The sequence below is a fragment of the Croceibacterium mercuriale genome, from assembly GCF_000802385.1.
Classification (GTDB): Bacteria; Pseudomonadota; Alphaproteobacteria; order Sphingomonadales; family Sphingomonadaceae; genus Croceibacterium; species Croceibacterium mercuriale.
The window spans coordinates 137,310-152,995 of record NZ_JTDN01000003.1 but is presented as its reverse complement, the minus strand read 5'-3'; the positions used below and the strand labels follow the sequence as shown (position 1 = coordinate 152,995).

The 15,686-nt window shown below is 64.3% G+C and carries 17 protein-coding genes; 13 read left to right on the top strand and 4 right to left on the bottom strand.

Annotation, left to right across the window (positions count from 1 at the left end):
• The first annotated feature begins 6 nt into the window (after positions 1-6).
• The 7 genes from PK98_RS17180 (at position 7) to PK98_RS15100 (ending at position 3,796) form a co-directional block, all read left to right on the top strand.
• Positions 7-210, top strand: coding sequence for a hypothetical protein (locus tag PK98_RS17180; RefSeq protein WP_039097871.1), 204 nt, complete (start codon positions 7-9; stop codon positions 208-210).
• Between the two features lie 77 nt (positions 211-287).
• Positions 288-527 carry a hypothetical protein gene (locus PK98_RS15125; RefSeq protein ID WP_039097870.1) on the top strand — a complete coding sequence of 80 codons (240 nt, stop codon included), beginning with the start codon at positions 288-290 and terminating at the stop codon, positions 525-527.
• A 138-nt stretch (positions 528-665) separates the two neighbouring features.
• On the top strand, positions 666-1,004 hold the full coding sequence (locus PK98_RS15120; protein ID WP_161792458.1) for a hypothetical protein: 339 nt from the start codon (positions 666-668) through the stop codon (positions 1,002-1,004).
• 3 nt (positions 1,005-1,007) lie between these two features.
• On the top strand, positions 1,008-1,721 hold the full coding sequence (locus PK98_RS15115) for a hypothetical protein (RefSeq protein ID WP_039097868.1): 714 nt from the start codon (positions 1,008-1,010) through the stop codon (positions 1,719-1,721).
• 139 nt (positions 1,722-1,860) lie between these two features.
• Complete coding sequence (locus PK98_RS15110) at positions 1,861-2,322, top strand: hypothetical protein (protein WP_152608751.1); 462 nt, start codon at positions 1,861-1,863, stop codon at positions 2,320-2,322.
• 26 nt (positions 2,323-2,348) lie between these two features.
• Complete coding sequence (locus PK98_RS15105) at positions 2,349-3,044, top strand: hypothetical protein (protein ID WP_052208913.1); 696 nt, start codon at positions 2,349-2,351, stop codon at positions 3,042-3,044.
• 2 nt (positions 3,045-3,046) lie between these two features.
• The gene (locus tag PK98_RS15100) at positions 3,047-3,796 is read left to right on the top strand and encodes a nuclease-related domain-containing protein (protein ID WP_052208911.1); all 750 of its coding nucleotides are present in this window, start codon (positions 3,047-3,049) and stop codon (positions 3,794-3,796) included.
• Between the two features lie 16 nt (positions 3,797-3,812).
• On the opposite strand, the gene PK98_RS16530 is transcribed toward PK98_RS15100, so the two are convergent.
• The 3 genes from PK98_RS16530 to PK98_RS15090 form a co-directional block, all read right to left on the bottom strand.
• Entirely contained in the window at positions 3,813-4,172 is a 360-nt protein-coding gene (locus tag PK98_RS16530) for a thermonuclease family protein (RefSeq protein ID WP_081996314.1), read from the bottom strand.
• Positions 4,173-4,561: 389 nt separating this feature from the next.
• Positions 4,562-5,200: an SOS response-associated peptidase family protein gene (locus PK98_RS15095; RefSeq protein WP_039097866.1), complete on the bottom strand. Its 639-nt coding sequence runs from the start codon at positions 5,198-5,200 to the stop codon at positions 4,562-4,564.
• 134 nt (positions 5,201-5,334) lie between these two features.
• Positions 5,335-6,243, bottom strand: coding sequence for a LysR family transcriptional regulator (locus PK98_RS15090; protein ID WP_039097865.1), 909 nt, complete (start codon positions 6,241-6,243; stop codon positions 5,335-5,337).
• Positions 6,244-6,341: 98 nt separating this feature from the next.
• On the opposite strand from PK98_RS15090, the gene PK98_RS15085 reads away from it, so the two are divergent.
• The 3 genes from PK98_RS15085 to PK98_RS15075 all read left to right on the top strand — a co-directional run bounded on the left by PK98_RS15085 (position 6,342) and on the right by PK98_RS15075 (position 9,112).
• On the top strand, positions 6,342-7,178 hold the full coding sequence (locus PK98_RS15085; protein ID WP_039097864.1) for an SDR family oxidoreductase: 837 nt from the start codon (positions 6,342-6,344) through the stop codon (positions 7,176-7,178).
• Positions 7,179-7,230: 52 nt separating this feature from the next.
• Positions 7,231-7,956 (top strand): SDR family oxidoreductase, encoded by a 726-nt coding sequence (locus PK98_RS15080; protein ID WP_039097863.1) that lies wholly within the window; start codon positions 7,231-7,233, stop codon positions 7,954-7,956.
• Between the two features lie 316 nt (positions 7,957-8,272).
• Positions 8,273-9,112, top strand: a complete 840-nt coding sequence (locus PK98_RS15075) for a DUF5694 domain-containing protein (RefSeq protein ID WP_152608750.1) — start codon at positions 8,273-8,275, stop codon at positions 9,110-9,112.
• A gap of 66 nt (positions 9,113-9,178) precedes the next feature.
• Here the strand turns inward: PK98_RS15075 and PK98_RS15070 are convergent, their stop codons facing one another.
• Positions 9,179-9,448: a WGR domain-containing protein gene (locus PK98_RS15070; protein WP_052208909.1), complete on the bottom strand. Its 270-nt coding sequence runs from the start codon at positions 9,446-9,448 to the stop codon at positions 9,179-9,181.
• 183 nt (positions 9,449-9,631) lie between these two features.
• On the opposite strand from PK98_RS15070, the gene PK98_RS15065 reads away from it, so the two are divergent.
• Genes PK98_RS15065 through PK98_RS15055 form a run of 3 tightly spaced genes read left to right on the top strand, consistent with a single transcriptional unit; the run spans position 9,632 to position 15,361 of the window.
• A complete protein-coding gene (locus tag PK98_RS15065) occupies positions 9,632-10,393 on the top strand; it encodes an ImuA family protein (RefSeq protein WP_235425556.1) in 762 nt (253 codons plus the stop codon).
• A complete protein-coding gene (locus PK98_RS15060) occupies positions 10,308-12,101 on the top strand; it encodes a Y-family DNA polymerase (RefSeq protein ID WP_235425552.1) in 1,794 nt (597 codons plus the stop codon). The genes PK98_RS15065 and PK98_RS15060 overlap by 86 nt, the downstream gene beginning before the upstream one ends.
• A complete protein-coding gene (locus PK98_RS15055) occupies positions 12,098-15,361 on the top strand; it encodes an error-prone DNA polymerase (protein WP_039097859.1) in 3,264 nt (1,087 codons plus the stop codon). Before PK98_RS15060 ends, PK98_RS15055 begins: the two co-directional genes overlap by 4 nt.
• The last annotated feature ends 325 nt before the right edge of the window (positions 15,362-15,686 follow it).

Below are 15,686 nucleotides of genomic sequence, written 5' to 3'. Positions count from 1 at the left end.
ACGACCATGAGTTTCGGATATGATCCTGCCGGCAGTTTCGGCGATCGCGCAGAGGCTGAAGGCTGGGCCAAGCGCAACAACGTGGATCCACGCGACCTGCACCTGCGCGACACTCCAAACGGAGTGGAAGCTTCGATCCGCAAGAGCACTCGCAGCGATGCGCGGTTCGATGACGGCTACGGCAGTCGGCGAGACGGCTTCACCCGCTGACCAGTCCCGAACCCGGGAGGGATGAGGGCGAATGCGGGCTCCCGGCAAACTCCCACGCACCATGAGGAACACGATTGATGAAGACCCTGCTTATCCTGTGTGCGGCGCCGCTGGCGCTCGCTGCGATGCCGGCGACAGCCAATGATTGCACCGCCAGACAGCCTGCCGCCAACGAGAAGGTGCTGAGCGAAATGCTGGCCTACAGCCAGCAGAGCGAGCGCACCGCCAGCGTGAATGACTGCCGACCGCTGGTCCGGACCGTGGACTGCGTCGACTGCCCCGAAGTGCAGCGGCTGCAACCGGTAACGATCGTCTGAACGATGCCGACTGGCCCAGCGGATGCCTGTATGACCAACACTCGGCATAGCCCTGCCTGCACCTTCTGCGGCGATCCGTTGACCTCCTGGCCGCGCGGGGCGCCGGCAATGACCTGCGGGTCGTGCCGGCGCCCGCTCATGCTTGTGCCCGCCTCGTTGGTGGAGAGACGCTACCGTATCTTCAGCCTGATCGACCTGAGCCGGATCGTCATGCTGCCGCTGCTAGGCGGGGCGATCGTCGCCTTTGTCATGGGCAGGGTCATGCCGGACACGTTTGCACGCATCGTCGCGTTGGCGCTGCTGACATACGGCGTCCTGGATGTCTGGGACGGCACCGCCGGCATAGAGAGCGGCTGCTACCGTGCGCGCCGTGGCGTCCGGAAGGATCGTGTGGGTCGGCGTATCGCCATTGGCAATACCGTGTTCGGCGGCGCGGCTATCGCGCTCGGCGCGGTCGGCCTCCTGATGACGAGGTGAACCATGGGGATCGATGACCGCGACTACATGCGGGAACGGCACCGCACGAATGCCAAGGGCTTCAAGCCGGGTGCGAAGAAAGCGCAGTCACGCCTGGGTGAGGTCTTTTTCAATTACAGTACCGGCCGCTGGGACCACGAAGATAGCCTGAACCTGCAGCGCGAGCGGAGAACAGGGCTACGACACCGCAGTGGCAAAGGTGGAGCACGTCAGTTCCTAGCTCCCGGATCGCTGTTGGCCTTGAGCTTGGTCCTGGTCCTGGCGAGCAGGGGGATTGCGATCTTCGATGATGCTCGCCGACACGGCTATTTGCCGGAGTTCGGAACAACCGAGCCGTTCCCAGAAAGCGGCGAGTTCAAGGTCCGCGGTCGATATGCGAGCGGCGGAACCGCTCGCTTCACCATCACCGCCGGCGAGCGCAACGCCGTGGTCCAGCTGGTCGGCAGTGACGGCATCCCGGTGTTCATGACCTTCGTCCGCATGAATGAGATGGCGGCCGTGCTCGCGCCGCATGGGACCTGGACGCTGCGGCTGATCGAGGGCGACACCTGGTACGGCGAGGAGGAGCTGTTCGGCTTCAACAGCGTGGTCGACGACAGTCGAGACCGGCTGACCTTCGGTAATGATGGCGGCCACATCATCGACCTGCGTCGACGCTTCAACGGCAATCTCGAGACCAAGACCAACTGGCTGATGCCGGATCTGGAGGGCAACTGACATGCGACGAGGGAAGGGGGGTAAAGGCGCCCTCGACAAGCCGTTCACGCCCAAGGAGCTGACCTCCTCCTTAGGGGAGCTCAGCACCGCGATGGTGCGTGATCCACGAGACGGGCCACTGCCGAGGCGCCCTATGCGGTTGCCGAAGCCGACCATCTCGCCGCGTCTCGCCGGCATCACCCTGATGGGTGGCGGAATGCTCTACACGCTTGCCGGGATGGCCCCGGCCGGCATGAACGGAATGTTCGGCGATCCTGGGTTCCCACCGTCGGGCGAGTTCCGCATCCGGCCGGAACACGCCTCGGCACCGCTCGGCAGGCTCAGGGTGACTGCCAGCGACAGCAATTTGGTGATCCAGCTACACGGCAACGACGGGACGCCGATCTACATGGGCTTCGTCCGCGCTCAGGAGCGGGCAACGCTCGAGGTGCCTGCCGGCAACTGGAAGAGCCTGATCGTACCGACCGAAGTCTGGGACGGCACACCCACACTGGTTTCCGACAATGATCTGAGTAGCATGGGCACGCTCACGGTCGTGAAGGGCAAGCAGATCAACATTACCGCGGCCAATATGAGCCGCATAGCGGAACGGGACCGCTGACGATGACCAGGGCAACGGAGGGACTAATGCACTTTTTCAATCGTATTGCGGCGCTCAGCGCAGGCCTCGCCATGTTCACCGCCGTGCCGGTCCAGGCTCAGCAGGCGGAGAGGACCAAAGAGCTCTACCACATCTTCGATATCCGGACGCAGGCGAACCGGCAGGAGCTGATCCGCGCGCTGACCGACGGTATCAACCTCAATGCTTCGGATTCCGAGACGGTGACCCCGCTGATCCGCGGTACGCCGCCGGCGCAGGCGGGCACGTTCGAACTGGTCGATCCCTTTGCCGGTGGTCGGCTTGGCGGGTTCGGCGCGCTGCTCGGAGCTGCGCAGCAGGCTCAGGTCAAGCAGGTGCAATGCGACGGCGCGGTGTGGATCGCCAATGCCAAACGCCGGATCCGCGGATCGCAGAACCTGCGCATGACCATGTGCCTGTTCCCCTACACCGACGGCTATCACCTGGACGTCTACGGGCTAGACACCGAAGACCGGGGTGGCGGCATCAGCCGGCGGCTCGGCCGCCTGATCGCTGGCGCAGTGGTCGGAGATCCGGGTGACTGGACCAACAAGACGATCATCGACCTGCTGCGGACCGTCGATCGCCAGACCAACGCTGACATCAACTATGTCGAGGGTCAGCCTGCTTTCGAGGGACGGCCTTGGGAGGAAGCTCAGCAGGTGATGCCGAACGAGGAAGAGCGTCGCGCCAACGAGGACTGACCATGCTGGTAGCAACTGCCGGCGGACTTGAGGAGGATATCGCCTACCTCGAGCAGTTTCTGGCGACTAGGTGCCCGGAAAAGTACAGAGAGCGGGTGAGCCGGCACATCGCCAAGCTCACCCGAGCCGCACGAGGGGAGCGGTTCAGTACCCACGTTCTGAACCGCCATTTCGCCACCAGTCACAATCACGCTCTAATTCATAACCTGCGGATCAGCGATAATGCCGGCGGATACGCGCAGATCGATCATGTGCTCCTCTCGAGGAAATCGAAGACGATCTCGCTGTTCGAGTCCAAGGCGTTCTCGGGAACGCTGACCAAGAACAGCCATGGTGAGTGGGCCGTGATCTACGGACGCAAGCGCGTAGAGATACCCTCTCCAGTGGAGCAGGTTCGACTGCAGCGTGAAGCAATACGCCGATGGATCGACAAGCATCGCCTCAACGGAGTATTCTGCAGGGTGGGCTGCTTTGTGCTAGTAGACCCACGAACGCCGATCGATCGCACTCAAATCGGCGATGACGAATGGGTATACCGGGCCGACAACTTCTTCCAGCACTGGCTTGAGTTTGGCGGCGTCGATATGATCGATCGCTTGTTCAATCTAGCGCCAAGCACCGACATTCTCCGACGTTCAGCGCGGCTGTTGGCTCGCTCGCATCAGCCACCATCCGGCAACTGGCTGCGCTACCTCGGTGTACGCTTGCCGTTGCCGACCCCCGAAGTGGTAAGCCGGGCGCCAGCGGACTAGCGGTGTCGATCAACTATCACCTGGGATGCCATTCCAGCACCGTCCCCGTGCGGATCATGGCAGCTGAGAGATCGCGGCCGTCATCCAGCTGGCAGGACGCGACCACGCGCTCATGGCTGGTGCCGGCGCGCCGACACTGCATGGTTGGGTAACGGACCTGAATATGCCCACTCCGCAGGGTGCCGCGTGGGCCGCCAAGAAGGTTCACCAGCGCGTGCCAGGACGCTTCGGCGCTCGCGCGAGGGCAGGGGTGGCCGGGACGGCAGGTGCCGTCCCGTTCCCGGGCGGCAATGCCTTCCAGGCGGATGCGCGGACCTTCCTGACACCAGATCGGTCCATCGCCGTCCCAAACGGCCACCGGCGTGCAGGCGAACACGGCACGAGAACCGGAACGCGGTGCTTGATTGGGGCCGCGCGATACCGCCGCCGTCGGCACAGCGGCAACTGGGTGGTCCGCACCGCCTCTCGTCCGGGCAAGGCTGCCACTGACGTGGGACGTCACCGTTTGGTCCTGCTCTAACGTCGTAGGACGAGATGGCGCCGGCTCGCTCTGAACGTAGGCGACAGCCGCCAAAGCAAGCGTCAGAAGTGAGGCGGCGAATGGCATTGTAGGTCCCTCGATCGTTCGCTGCCTGTTCTACCCGGGCAAGCGCCCTACGCAAGCACAGGAGAGCCGCTGCAGCGCGGCTTCGCCGCGCCGGCAGAAGACGCGGATAAGGGGAGGGGAGGCTAAGGTGCTTCGGGTAGGTGGAGGCGTCGCTATGGTCAGGCGCCGGCTTTCTGCCTGGTGGGGAACACAGGGCCCTGAACCTCCATTGCGCTGGCATCGTAGGGGCGCTGGAGGTCGAGGATATCCTGGTAGCTACCAGATAGCCACTTGTCGCAATCCTCGGGCTTGAGGATGGTGATCATCGCCTTGGGATGGATCGGCGCGACCAGTTCGTTGGGATCGCAGGTGACCATGGCAAATGAGCCGCCGTCCTTGGTCGCCTGCCAGAACCCGGCGACGGCGAACACCGGCTGATCGGTGACAGAGAACCACATCTCGCCTTTCAGCGGCGGCTTGCCATCGCCGAGGTCATGCTTCTCAGGCGTGAACTCGGCGAACTCGGTGAGCGGGACCAGGCAGCGGTTCTCCGGTTTTTCGGCCAGCTTGCGCCACTGCGGCAGCTTCAGGTTCCGGACGTTGGTCATCGGCCAGGATGCCTGACCGCCCAGCACGTCCCATGTCATCACGTCCCAACCTCGCCGGCCGCCTTCATCCTCGCGGATGACGTAGTTGCGGCTCTTGGGCCGCAGCTCCTGCGGGTTGAAGCGGTTGTCGCGCGGCCGCTCGGCGAATAACTCGCTGGTCGCGCCGAACAGCGTTTCTGGTTCACCCTTGAAGCGAGCTCGATTGCACATGGCGACGGTGTACCTGACCGTGACGGGAACGCGCCACAGTGAAGTAGCGGAGCCGGCATCCAACATCAGTATGTCTGGGCGCGGCCGCGGCCGTGGCCGGGTCGTCGGAGATGGGTGGTTTGCAGCCTGTCCGCTTATGGGCGAGAATCAGAGGTCTTCATCCCCTGAAGGTGCTCGATGAATGCTCGCAGCTTCGGGTGCACCTGAGATCGCCGCGGATAGTAGAGGTAGATACCCATGCTGTTCGTCGCGTATTCGTCCAAGACTACCTCCAGCTGTCCGGACGCTATCTTGTCGGAGAGTGCGACCTCATTCGTATAGAGCAAACCGCCGCCAGCTTGAGCCGCCTCGGTCGCCAATGTCGCATCGTTGGTGATGAACGAGCCTTTCACCTGCACGGCGAACGCGCGGCCATCGGTCTCGAACTCCCAGCGATCGTAGATCTGATCCCCGCTGCCAACGCAGATGCAATTGTGAAGAAGCAGATCCTGCGGCTGCCGAGGACGATTGTACCTCTCGAGATATTCAGGGGCGCCCGCGACTCTCCACCGAACGGGCCCGAGAAGCTTTAGCGCGATCATATCCTTTTCTAAGATGTCAGACACGCGGATGCCCGCATCAAATCCTCTCTCGAAGATGTTGGAGGCGGCATTCTCAATGCAGACTTCCACCGATACGTCCGGGTATCTGTCGACAAAGCTCGCGACCGTGTCCCTCAGAAAATTGGGATAGATCAATTGCGGCACGTTCAGCCGTAATCGTCCTCTTGGCCTCTCGGCGGAGCTCCCAGCGTCCGTCATCGCCGCAAGGATCACTTCAAGCGCCGGGCCCGCCTGCTGCAGAAACCGCTCACCTGCCTCGGTCGGGCTAGTGGCCCTTGTAGTCCGAGTGAGCAAGGTCACCCCAAGTCGCTCCTCAAGCTGCCTGATCATCTTGCTGACAGCGGACGGGGACACCCTGAGCGACTTGGCCGCGGCGGAGAAGTTGCGAGTCTCGGCGACGAGCTTCAAGGCCAACAGGCCATCAAGCTGGTTCTTGTCCATTGTGAACCTCGGGGCAAAAGCTCGTTCACCGATAGGCCGCTTATGGAACAAGTGCCACTCGCTATCCCATCCACATGACAGTGCGATGGAGATGGTCGATGAGTTCAAAGGTTTGGTTCGTTACCGGCGCAAACAGCGGCATCGGTGCCAGCGTCGTGAAAGCAGCTCTCGCTTCGGGTGATAGCGTCGTCGCTACCGGACGTAGCATGGACAAGCTGCGTTCGGCGTTCGCTGATGCCGAAAACGAACGCCTTGCCTTGGTGCAGCTCGATGTCACGGATCGCCAGCAGGCAGATCGAGCCATCGACGAGGCCGTCGCACGCTTCGGCAGGATCGATGTCCTGGTCAACAATGCCGGCAACGCGGTCCTTGGCAATTTCGAGGATTTCACGGCGGCGGACTTCGAGAAGCAGCTCGCACCCAATCTCTATGGCGTGATCAACCTCATGCAGGCCGCTCTGCCGGTAATGCGCAAGCAGCGTCGTGGCCACATCATCAACATCAGCTCGGTCGCAGGCGGAACCGGCCAGAACCAGACCTCCGCGTACAGCGCGGCGAAGTTCGCTGTCGAGGGCCTGTCCATGTCGGTCGCCCAAGAGGTCGAGAAGTTCGGCATCCACCTGACAATCGTCGAGCCCGGTTTCTTCCGGACCAGGCTGCTCGACCAAGGCAGCGTCTCCTACGTCGAGACCCGCATCGAGGACTATGCCGGCGCATCGGCACGCGACACCTGGTCCCAATATGATGGCGCTCAACCGGGCGATCCCGACAAGCTTGGTCAGGCGCTGGTTACGATCGCGGCGATGGACAAGCCGCTGAAGCTGTTCCTTGCGGGAAGTGATGCCATCGCAGTCCTGACGCCGGTCGTCGAGGAACGGCTGAAGGCGATCAAGGACAATGAAGCATTGTCTCGATCGACCGACAACGCGCTTTGACTGAACCGCTCCTCGCGGGCGGCTCGACCCCACTGAATATCGGAGAACGGATATGACGATCGCAAACCGCGTTGCGGTTATCACAGGTGCGTCTTCCGGGATTGGCGAGGCTCTAGCCCGCGTCCTGGTGGCGCAAGGCCACAAAGCAGCATTGCTTGGGCGGCGCCTTGACCGGCTTACCTTGTTGGCTGACGAACTCGGCGCCGACACGATCGCCGTCCAGGCGGACGTTACCGATCGTGAGTCGATGGTAGCTGCAGCGCAGCGCGTTCAGCACGAGCTTGGCGGCGCAGATGTCCTGATCAACAATGCCGGTGTCATGCTGACTGCTCCTTTCGCATCAGACAAACGATCTGAGCATCGCCAGATGATCGAAACGAACCTGCTCGGCGCAATGACGGCAACCGAGGTCTTCCTGGATCAGCTTCGCGTGAAAGGCGGCGATCTTGTAAACATCTCCTCGGTCGCCGGCCGGGTCGCTCCCGCAGGCTTTGCCGCCTACGCAGCGACCAAATGGGGGATCAATGGCTGGTCGGAGGCGCTTCGCGTCGAGCTGCAGCCGGACATCCGCGTGATGGTCATCGAGCCGGGTGCCGTCGCCACCGAACTGTCCGACCATATCAGCCATCGCGAGAGCAAGAAGGCTGCTCAGGATTACCGTGACAATGTGGCAGTGCCGCCCGAGGACATCGCGGAAGTGATCGCCTTTGCCCTTGGACGACCAAAGCGCCTCACTCTGAACGAGATACTTTTGAGGCCAACAGCACAGTTGATGTGAGGCAGCTCGGAAGGTGCGGCAGTCCTTCCTCCATCGTGGCGCGACCTCTACACTCGACACGCTGCACTCCCCCTCTTGATTGCGGGCGCACTGCCTTGCTGACCGAACGTCTGCAGTCCGGAGGGAGGATTGGGCACCCCAATGGCCGAGGTGAGGTGTAAGCTGCAGAGCGGTCTTCCGGCGTCTGCAAAATAGCAGGCATTGCCTGCATCGCTCGCTCGACATCCGCTTTCTCGATCCAGCGCCGAGGATTGTGGAGGTTGACTCGTAAGTGTCGGTAGCGTGTTATGCGGGTAACACACTGGGAGGACCCTCCATGACGAGACGTTGGCTACCATCATTTATTCTGGCGGTCGGACTTGCTGTGACCGGAGGCAATGCTCTTTGTCAGGAAGGAGGCGAGATGCCTGGACCTCAGATCATGCTGGTGGGCTCGCATCACCTCGCAAATAACAACCGCGACCTCATCAACCTGCCAATTGAAGACGTGCTTACCCCCGGAAGGCAGCAGGAAATTGAGCAACTAGTTGATGGCCTCGCCGAGTGGCGTCCCACCCGGATCGCTATAGAGTGGGCTCGAACCAACCAGTCGGGACTAGATCGTCGTTACGCCGATTACCTATCAGGCGAGCTCAGCCTCACGGCCAACGAACGAGATCAAATCGGCCTGCGATTAGCCAAAAAGCTCGGCCACCGTCAGGTGTATGCAATCGACTGGAATGAAAGCGCCCCAGGTGATCCGGGGCAGTACGACTTCATCGCTTGGGCCAATCAGCACGGCCAGGAAGACCGCTTCGGTGCTTTCGTCAGGGATGGGCAAGCAGAGGCCGATCGGATCGCCGGCAGAATGCGCGAACAATCGGTCGGTCAGTGGTACTCTGATCTGAACAGTCCAGAAGCCCGAGAGCAAGCTCATCGGCCTTACTTCGAGATAGCCAGCTTCGGTTCCGACGGGGCAAACCCAGGCGCTGCGTGGGTAGGGGCATGGTATGCTCGCAACCTGCGGATATTCAACAATCTCCGCGAGGTTCTCGGACCGGGCGAACGGGTTCTCGTGCTGTACGGTTCAGGTCACGCGTACCTGCTGGAGCGCTTCATCAAGGAGAGCGGAGCCGGCGTAACAATCGACGCACGTGATTACATCCAAGATGATTAGCTGAGCCAGACGAAGCGCGAACTGCTGGTTCGGTTCACCTGGAATGTCTCTGCCATCCCGCCCAGCTTACACCTGTATACGCCTATACTCTGTCCCAATCCGGCGGTGCGCCGATGCGCGGCGCTGTCGGATGGACGCCACCAGGCGCGCCGCATCCTGACAGTCGGCGAAGCTGCTGCGATTGCGCTGGCCTGCGGTGCCGATCCGGCCCCAACGGCGCTCGACCACCGTCCAGCCAAACAGGTCGGTGGTCACCAGCAGCTCATAGTCTCGGGCGATGTTGCGCTTGGCATCCACTGCTCGCCAGTGCTCTCGCAAATCTGTTTGCTCACCCATGTGCGCGCATCTCGCCGATCGGCCGCGCGAGAGCCAACGAGCTTTTTGAATCAGTCGTCCGCCGGTGATTCAGCGAAGCGATCATGCCTCTCCACCGGAAACGCGAGATCGTAGGATCCCGGACCTTGACCGATGCCGCCGAGTGGCGGAACATAAAGGGAACACATAGAGTCTTAGAGCATGATGTCCGCCGCCCCTGCATCCCTCCCGTCGAGCGTAGCTGAGCTGCGCGCTGCCGCTATGCCGGCAGCGGATTATCCAGTTCTGCCGTTCGGTATCAGCGAAATTGATGCCCGCCTGGGCGCAGGGGGGCTGCGTACAGGCGCACTCCATGAAGCAACTGCCGGTAGCGCGTCGCTCGTCGATGAAGCGGCGGCAACGCTGTTCCTCGCCGGCATCGCTGCCCGCCAGGCAGCAGCTGCAGGCGGTCCGGTGCTCTGGGCGAGCTGCCGGAGTGATCTGTACCCGCCTGCGCTGGCGCAGGCGGGCTTGCCTTCGGCCAGCGTCATCTTCGCTCAGCCGGCGGATGATGCTGCACTGCTGGCCGTGGTGGAGGATGCTGTCAGGGACGGCACACCTTCCGCGATCGTCGCCGAGGCGAACCGGGTATCGATGGTTGCCACACGGCGCCTGCAGCTGGTGGCGGCAGAAGCCGGCCTGCCAGTGCTGCTACTCCGCCGGCGGCGTGGGCGTGACCAGGATCCGTTCGCCGAGCCTTCCGCCGCGTGGACGCGGTGGAAGATCAGCACAGCGGCGTCCGAGCGATTGGAAGTCGCGGGTGTGGGAAGAGGGCGGTGGCTGGTGGAGCTGACCCGGCAGCGTAGCGGCGCATCCTTCTCCCTGATTGTGGAGGGCAGTGATGAGACGGGTCGTCTCGCTGTTCCTGCCGGACTTGGCCATCGAACGGCTGAGACGGTTGGAGCGGTCCACTCCGCAGCTGCCTAGAGCGACAGTCCTGCAACTGCCGGTGGGTGACGACCCGGGTGCCTGTTCGGTGCCGCGGGGCGGAGGCTGGCGGCCAGGTGCTCGCTGGGCTCGTGACGGCGCGCCGACCCGCGAGGAGTTGGCCGCGCAGATTGCCGAGTTGCCGGCCCACGCTCAGCCGCAGATGCGCGAGCTTGGCCGCCGGTCCGAAGCAGCGCCGCATCCCTACAAGGCGGCATCGGCTGCCATGGCAAAGCCGTCGTCCCTCGCTAGCGTCCAGGACGCTGCAGCGGCGCCTCTGGCGCTCGTCGGCAAGGTGGGCCGCCGAGAGGAGGTGGTGGCCGCCTGCACGGGCGCGCAGGCGCTCGGCATCCATCCTGGCATGGCCGCGACCCATGCCCGAGCGATGGTGTCCGATCTCGATTTTCGCCCGGCAGAGCCCGAGGCGGATGCAGCGATGCTCGATCGGCTCGCGCTGCAGGCGATCCGGCGCTGGTCGCCGGTGGCGGCCGTCACGCCTCACGATGGCATCTGGATCGATCTTACCGGCTGCGCGCATCTGCATGGCGGCGAGGCTCGGTTCTGCCGCCGGCTCCTGGCGTTCTGCCGCCGGATCGGCTTCACCGCTCGCATCGGTGTCGCAGACACACCTGGCGCCGCCCATGCGCTCGCTCGCTTCGGGCGCGGTGATCCCATCCAGGTTGCCGCACCCGGCGGCGCTGTCGATGCGCTCGGCCCATTGCCGATCGCCGCGCTGCGCCTTGTGCCGACGGCGCTAACCGCAGCGCGCAAGTTCGGTTTCGAGCGGATCAGCGACCTGCTGCCGGTCGCGCGCGGGCCGCTGGCCCGGCGGCTTGGCCTGCCGGCGATCACCCGGCTCGATCAGGCATCAGGCGCGGTGGCGGAGCCGATCACTCCGCGCGAGGACGTGGAGGTGCCGCAGGTCGAGCGCCGGCTGCTGGAGCCGATCGGCACGGCCGAAGCGATCGAGCAGGTGATGGGCGACCTGCTGGCGGACCTTGCCGTGGTCCTGCAGGCGAAGGGATTGGGGGCGCGCTCGCTGCGGCTTACGGGCTTGCGGGTCGATGGCAGCGAGCAGGTAGTGGCGATTGGCACGTCGCGGCCGACCCGCGACGTCCCGCACCTGCTGCGACTGCTGAAGCTGCGGATTGAGCGAATCGACCCGGGCATGGGCGTGGAGCAGTTCTGGCTAACCGCGCCGCATACCGAGCCGCTCGATGCGGTCGACCTCGGCGCCATCCTCGCCGGGGACACGGTGGTGCGTGATCCTTCGCGTCTGGTCGATGTGATTGCCGGGCGCATCGGCGCTGACTCCGTGTTCCGGATCGCGCCGGTTGAGAGTCATGTGCCCGAGCGTGCCGTCACCCGCTCAGACCCCAACCAGATTCCCGGCGAGTGGCCCAAGTGGCCGCGCCCGATCCGCTTGTTCGTCCGTCCGGAGCCACTCTCGCGCGTGATGGCGCTGATGCCGGATCAGCCACCCAAGCGGTTCGAGTGGCGCGGCAAGCCATACAAGGTGGTCGCCGGCGACGGGCCCGAGCGCGTGCATGGCGAATGGTGGCGCCGCGAGGGCGAGGTCTGGGCCGTGCGCGACTACTACCGGGTCGAGGACGAGCAGGGCGGCCGCCACTGGGTATTCCGCCGGGGTGACGGGTTCGAGGACCAGACCGGCGATCTCAGCTGGTGGCTGCACGGTGTGTTCGGATGAGCCACTATATCGAGCTGCAGGTGCTGACCCACTTCTCGCTGCTGCGCGGCGCGTCCAGTCCGGAGGAGCTGTTCGCGGCGGCGGCGGTGCTCGGCTATCCGGCGATCGGCGTCAGCGACATCGGCACGGTCGCCGGCGTCGTCCGCGCATGGGAGGCGCAGAAGGTCACCGGTGTGCGCTCGATCGCCGGCACGCGCGTGGATCTGTCCTGCGGTCGCCGTCTGCTGCTCTACCCGACCAATCGTCCGGCCTGGTCACGCATCACCCGGCTGCTGACCGTCGGAAAACAGCGCGCAGGGAAGGGCGGCTGCCTGCTCCACTGGCATGACCTGCAGTCCTGGTCGGAGGGCGTGATTGGCATCCTGCTGCCGCACGAAGCCGACGAGGAGAACCTGGCGGCGCTGGCAGACCTGAAGGCAGTCTATGGCCGGCGTGGCTACATGGCGCTGTTCCAGCGCCGGCGGCCCGGCGATGCGGTGCGGATCGACGCGCTGGCGCGGCAGGCGGGCGGCGCCGGCGTGCGCGCGGTGGTGACCGGGGACGTCCTCTACCATGAGCCTGGCGCACGGCTGCTGCAGGACGTGGTGACGGCGGTGCGCGAGAAATGCACTGTCGACGAGCTTGGCTACCGGCGCGAGGTCAACGCGGACCGGGCGCTGAAATCACCAGACGAGATGGTTCGCCGCTTCCGAGCCTATCCCGACGCGCTGCAGGCGAGCGTCGATATCGCCCGGCTCTGCACCTTTGACCTGGGTGAGCTCGCCTACCAGTACCCGCATGAGAAGCTGATCGATGGCCTGAGCGCGCAGGAGGCGCTGGCGCAGCTGGCGACCGAGGCAGTCGACCGAATGTTCGATGGCGACGTGCCTGCGGCGTATACGAAGCAGATCGCGCACGAGCTGCGGCTGATCGAGGAGCTGGGCTACGCACCCTACTTCCTGACTGTGTACGCGATCGTGCGCGAGGCGCGCCGGCGCGGGATCCTGTGCCAAGGGCGTGGCTCGGCCGCCAACTCCTGCGTCTGCTTTGTGCTGGGCGTCACCTCGATCGACCCGATCAAGCATGAGCTGCTGTTCGAGCGGTTCGTCTCGGGCGAGCGGCGTGAGCCACCGGACATCGATGTCGACTTCGAGCATGAGCGCCGCGAAGAGATCATCCAGTGGATCTACGAGACCTATGGCCGGACCCGCTCGGCGCTGACCGCCGTGGTCACCCGCTACCGGGCGCGGGGTGCGGTCCGTGATGTCGGCAAGGCGCTCGGCCTGCCGGAGGACCTGACCTCCTCGCTGGCCGGCCTGGTCTGGGGATGGTCGGCCGAGGGCGTCGGCCAGAAGCAGGTCGACGAGCTCAACCTCGACATCTCCGATCGCCGGCTGCGGCTCACGCTGGAGCTGGCCAGCAAGCTGATCGGCGTGCCGCGGCACATGAGCCAGCATCCCGGCGGCTTCGTGCTCACCCACGACCGGCTCGATGACCTGGTGCCAATCGAGCCGGCGGCGATGGAAGATCGCCAGATCATCGAATGGGACAAGGATGACATCGATGCGCTGAAGTTCATGAAGGTCGACGTGCTCGGCCTGGGAATGCTCGGCTGCATGAACCGCGCCTTCAACATGCTCGAGGCGGATAAGGGTCTGCATGTCGAGCTGAAGGACCTGCAGGACGATGATCCGGCGGTCTACGCGATGATCCAGAAGGCTGACACGCTCGGCACCTTCCAGATCGAAAGCCGGGCGCAGATGTCAATGCTCCCGCGGATGAAGCCGCGCCGGTTCTACGATCTGGTGATCCAGGTGGCGATCGTTCGCCCGGGGCCGATCCAGGGCGACATGGTGCATCCGTACCTGCGCCGGCGGGAAGGGCTGGAGAAGCCGGAGTACCCGCGCCCCGAACTTCGGGCAGTGCTGGAGAAGACGCTCGGCGTGCCGCTCTTCCAGGAGCAGGCGATGAAGGTCGCCATTGTCGGCGCCGGGTTCACACCGGCGGAGGCAGACCAGCTGCGCCGCGCCATGGCGACCTTCAAGTTCACCGGCGGGGTCAGTCACTTCAGCGAAAAGCTGGTCAACGGCATGGTCGAGCGCGGCTATCCGCGTGAGTTTGCCGAGCGCACCTTCCGCCAGCTCGAGGGCTTTGGCTCCTATGGCTTTCCGGAAAGCCACGCCGCTTCCTTCGCCAAGATCTCATACGCCTCGTCGTGGATGAAGCACCACCATCCCGACGTGTTCTGCGCCGCGCTGATGAACGCGCAACCGATGGGGTTCTACGCGCCGGCGCAGATCGTGCGCGACGCGCGCGAGCACGGCGTCGAGGTGCGGCCGCCCTGCGTGAACGCGAGCCGGTGGGACTGCACGCTGGAGCGGACCGGCGGCCGCTACCTGGCGGTGCGGCTTGGGCTGCGGCAAATCCGCGGCCTGTCCAACGCCGATGGTGCGAGGATCGTCGGTGCGCGTAGCACGACCGCCTTCGTCAGCGTCGAGGATGTCTGGCGCCGCTCAGGCGTGCAGCGAGCAGCCATCGAGAAGCTCGCCGACGGCGATGCCTTCCACAGCTTCGGCGCCGATCGGCGGCAGGGATTATGGAAGGTGCGAGGGCTGGGAGAGGCGCCGCTGCCGCTGTTCGCAGCGGCCGATCGCGATGCCGAGACCTTCAGCGCGGAAGGGGTGGAGCCCGACGTGGCGCTACGGCCCCTGACTGATGGGCGTGAGGTGATCGAGGATTACCGCACGCTGCAGCTGTCCCTCCGGGCGCATCCGCTGACCTTCGTACGCGACGAGCTGACCCGGCGCGGCGTGACCAGGTGCGCGGACCTCGCCACCATTCGCGACGGCCGCCATGTCGAGGTCGCCGGCATTGTCCTGGTGCGGCAGAAGCCCGGCTCAGCCAAGGGCGTGCTGTTCATCACCATCGAGGACGAGACCGGCATAGCAAACGGGATCCTGTGGCCGGATCGGTTCGAGGCGCAGCGGCGCACAATCATGTCGGCCTCCATGGTCGGTCTGAAAGGCCGGGTGCAGAAGGAAGGCGAGATTATCCATGTGATCTGCGACCGGATCATCGATCATGGTGATCTGCTGCACCAGGTCGGCAATATGTCGTTCCCGCACAAGACCGGGCGGGGCGATGCAGCCCAGCATCCTGGCTCGCCCGATCGCGGGGACAAGGGGTGGAGCCCCGAGCCGCGCAACTGCTACTGGCCGCCCCATGCTGACGGCATGGATCCGGAGGAGGTCGTGCGCTTCAAGTCGCATGACTTTCATTGATCCATGTCCCAGTTGCCGAGGCACCAGCGGATCGTGATCGCGCTCTCCGTGCATATCCTGCGCTGTGGCGTGTCACGCTGTTCGGAAGCTCGGGTCGACGTTGCTGAAGTGCGTTTGGCGCTGCGCTGCCTCCTGCCCCATTGCCCCGAACCATGGCCGCTTACGCTCTATTGGGATGCCGCAGCACAGGAGAACGATATCGGTCGGGCTCAAGGGGTCACCGCCGCGTTCAACGGGATCGTTCGCCAGCTTCGCCGGGCCGGATGCTATGAAGAGGTTACACCATCGTAAGTGAGCTTTGACTACTTAGATACCGAAGTGTCTG

What these genes read in the sequence shown, in the direction of transcription:
- PK98_RS17180 (WP_039097871.1), top strand. Translation starts at nt 7, where the DNA reads ATGAGTTTCGGATATGATCCTGCCGGCAGTTTCGGCGATCGCGCAGAG.
- PK98_RS15125 (WP_039097870.1), top strand. Translation starts at nt 288, where the DNA reads ATGAAGACCCTGCTTATCCTGTGTGCGGCGCCGCTGGCGCTCGCTGCG.
- PK98_RS15120 (WP_161792458.1), top strand. Translation starts at nt 666, where the DNA reads ATGCTTGTGCCCGCCTCGTTGGTGGAGAGACGCTACCGTATCTTCAGC.
- PK98_RS15115 (WP_039097868.1), top strand. Translation starts at nt 1,008, where the DNA reads ATGGGGATCGATGACCGCGACTACATGCGGGAACGGCACCGCACGAAT.
- PK98_RS15105 (WP_052208913.1), top strand. Translation starts at nt 2,349, where the DNA reads ATGCACTTTTTCAATCGTATTGCGGCGCTCAGCGCAGGCCTCGCCATG.
- PK98_RS15100 (WP_052208911.1), top strand. Translation starts at nt 3,047, where the DNA reads ATGCTGGTAGCAACTGCCGGCGGACTTGAGGAGGATATCGCCTACCTC.
- PK98_RS15095 (WP_039097866.1), bottom strand. Translation starts at nt 5,200, where the DNA reads ATGTGCAATCGAGCTCGCTTCAAGGGTGAACCAGAAACGCTGTTCGGC.
- PK98_RS15090 (WP_039097865.1), bottom strand. Translation starts at nt 6,243, where the DNA reads ATGGACAAGAACCAGCTTGATGGCCTGTTGGCCTTGAAGCTCGTCGCC.
- PK98_RS15085 (WP_039097864.1), top strand. Translation starts at nt 6,342, where the DNA reads ATGAGTTCAAAGGTTTGGTTCGTTACCGGCGCAAACAGCGGCATCGGT.
- PK98_RS15080 (WP_039097863.1), top strand. Translation starts at nt 7,231, where the DNA reads ATGACGATCGCAAACCGCGTTGCGGTTATCACAGGTGCGTCTTCCGGG.
- PK98_RS15075 (WP_152608750.1), top strand. Translation starts at nt 8,273, where the DNA reads ATGACGAGACGTTGGCTACCATCATTTATTCTGGCGGTCGGACTTGCT.
- PK98_RS15070 (WP_052208909.1), bottom strand. Translation starts at nt 9,448, where the DNA reads ATGGGTGAGCAAACAGATTTGCGAGAGCACTGGCGAGCAGTGGATGCC.
- PK98_RS15065 (WP_235425556.1), top strand. Translation starts at nt 9,632, where the DNA reads ATGTCCGCCGCCCCTGCATCCCTCCCGTCGAGCGTAGCTGAGCTGCGC.
- PK98_RS15060 (WP_235425552.1), top strand. Translation starts at nt 10,308, where the DNA reads ATGAGACGGGTCGTCTCGCTGTTCCTGCCGGACTTGGCCATCGAACGG.
- PK98_RS15055 (WP_039097859.1), top strand. Translation starts at nt 12,098, where the DNA reads ATGAGCCACTATATCGAGCTGCAGGTGCTGACCCACTTCTCGCTGCTG.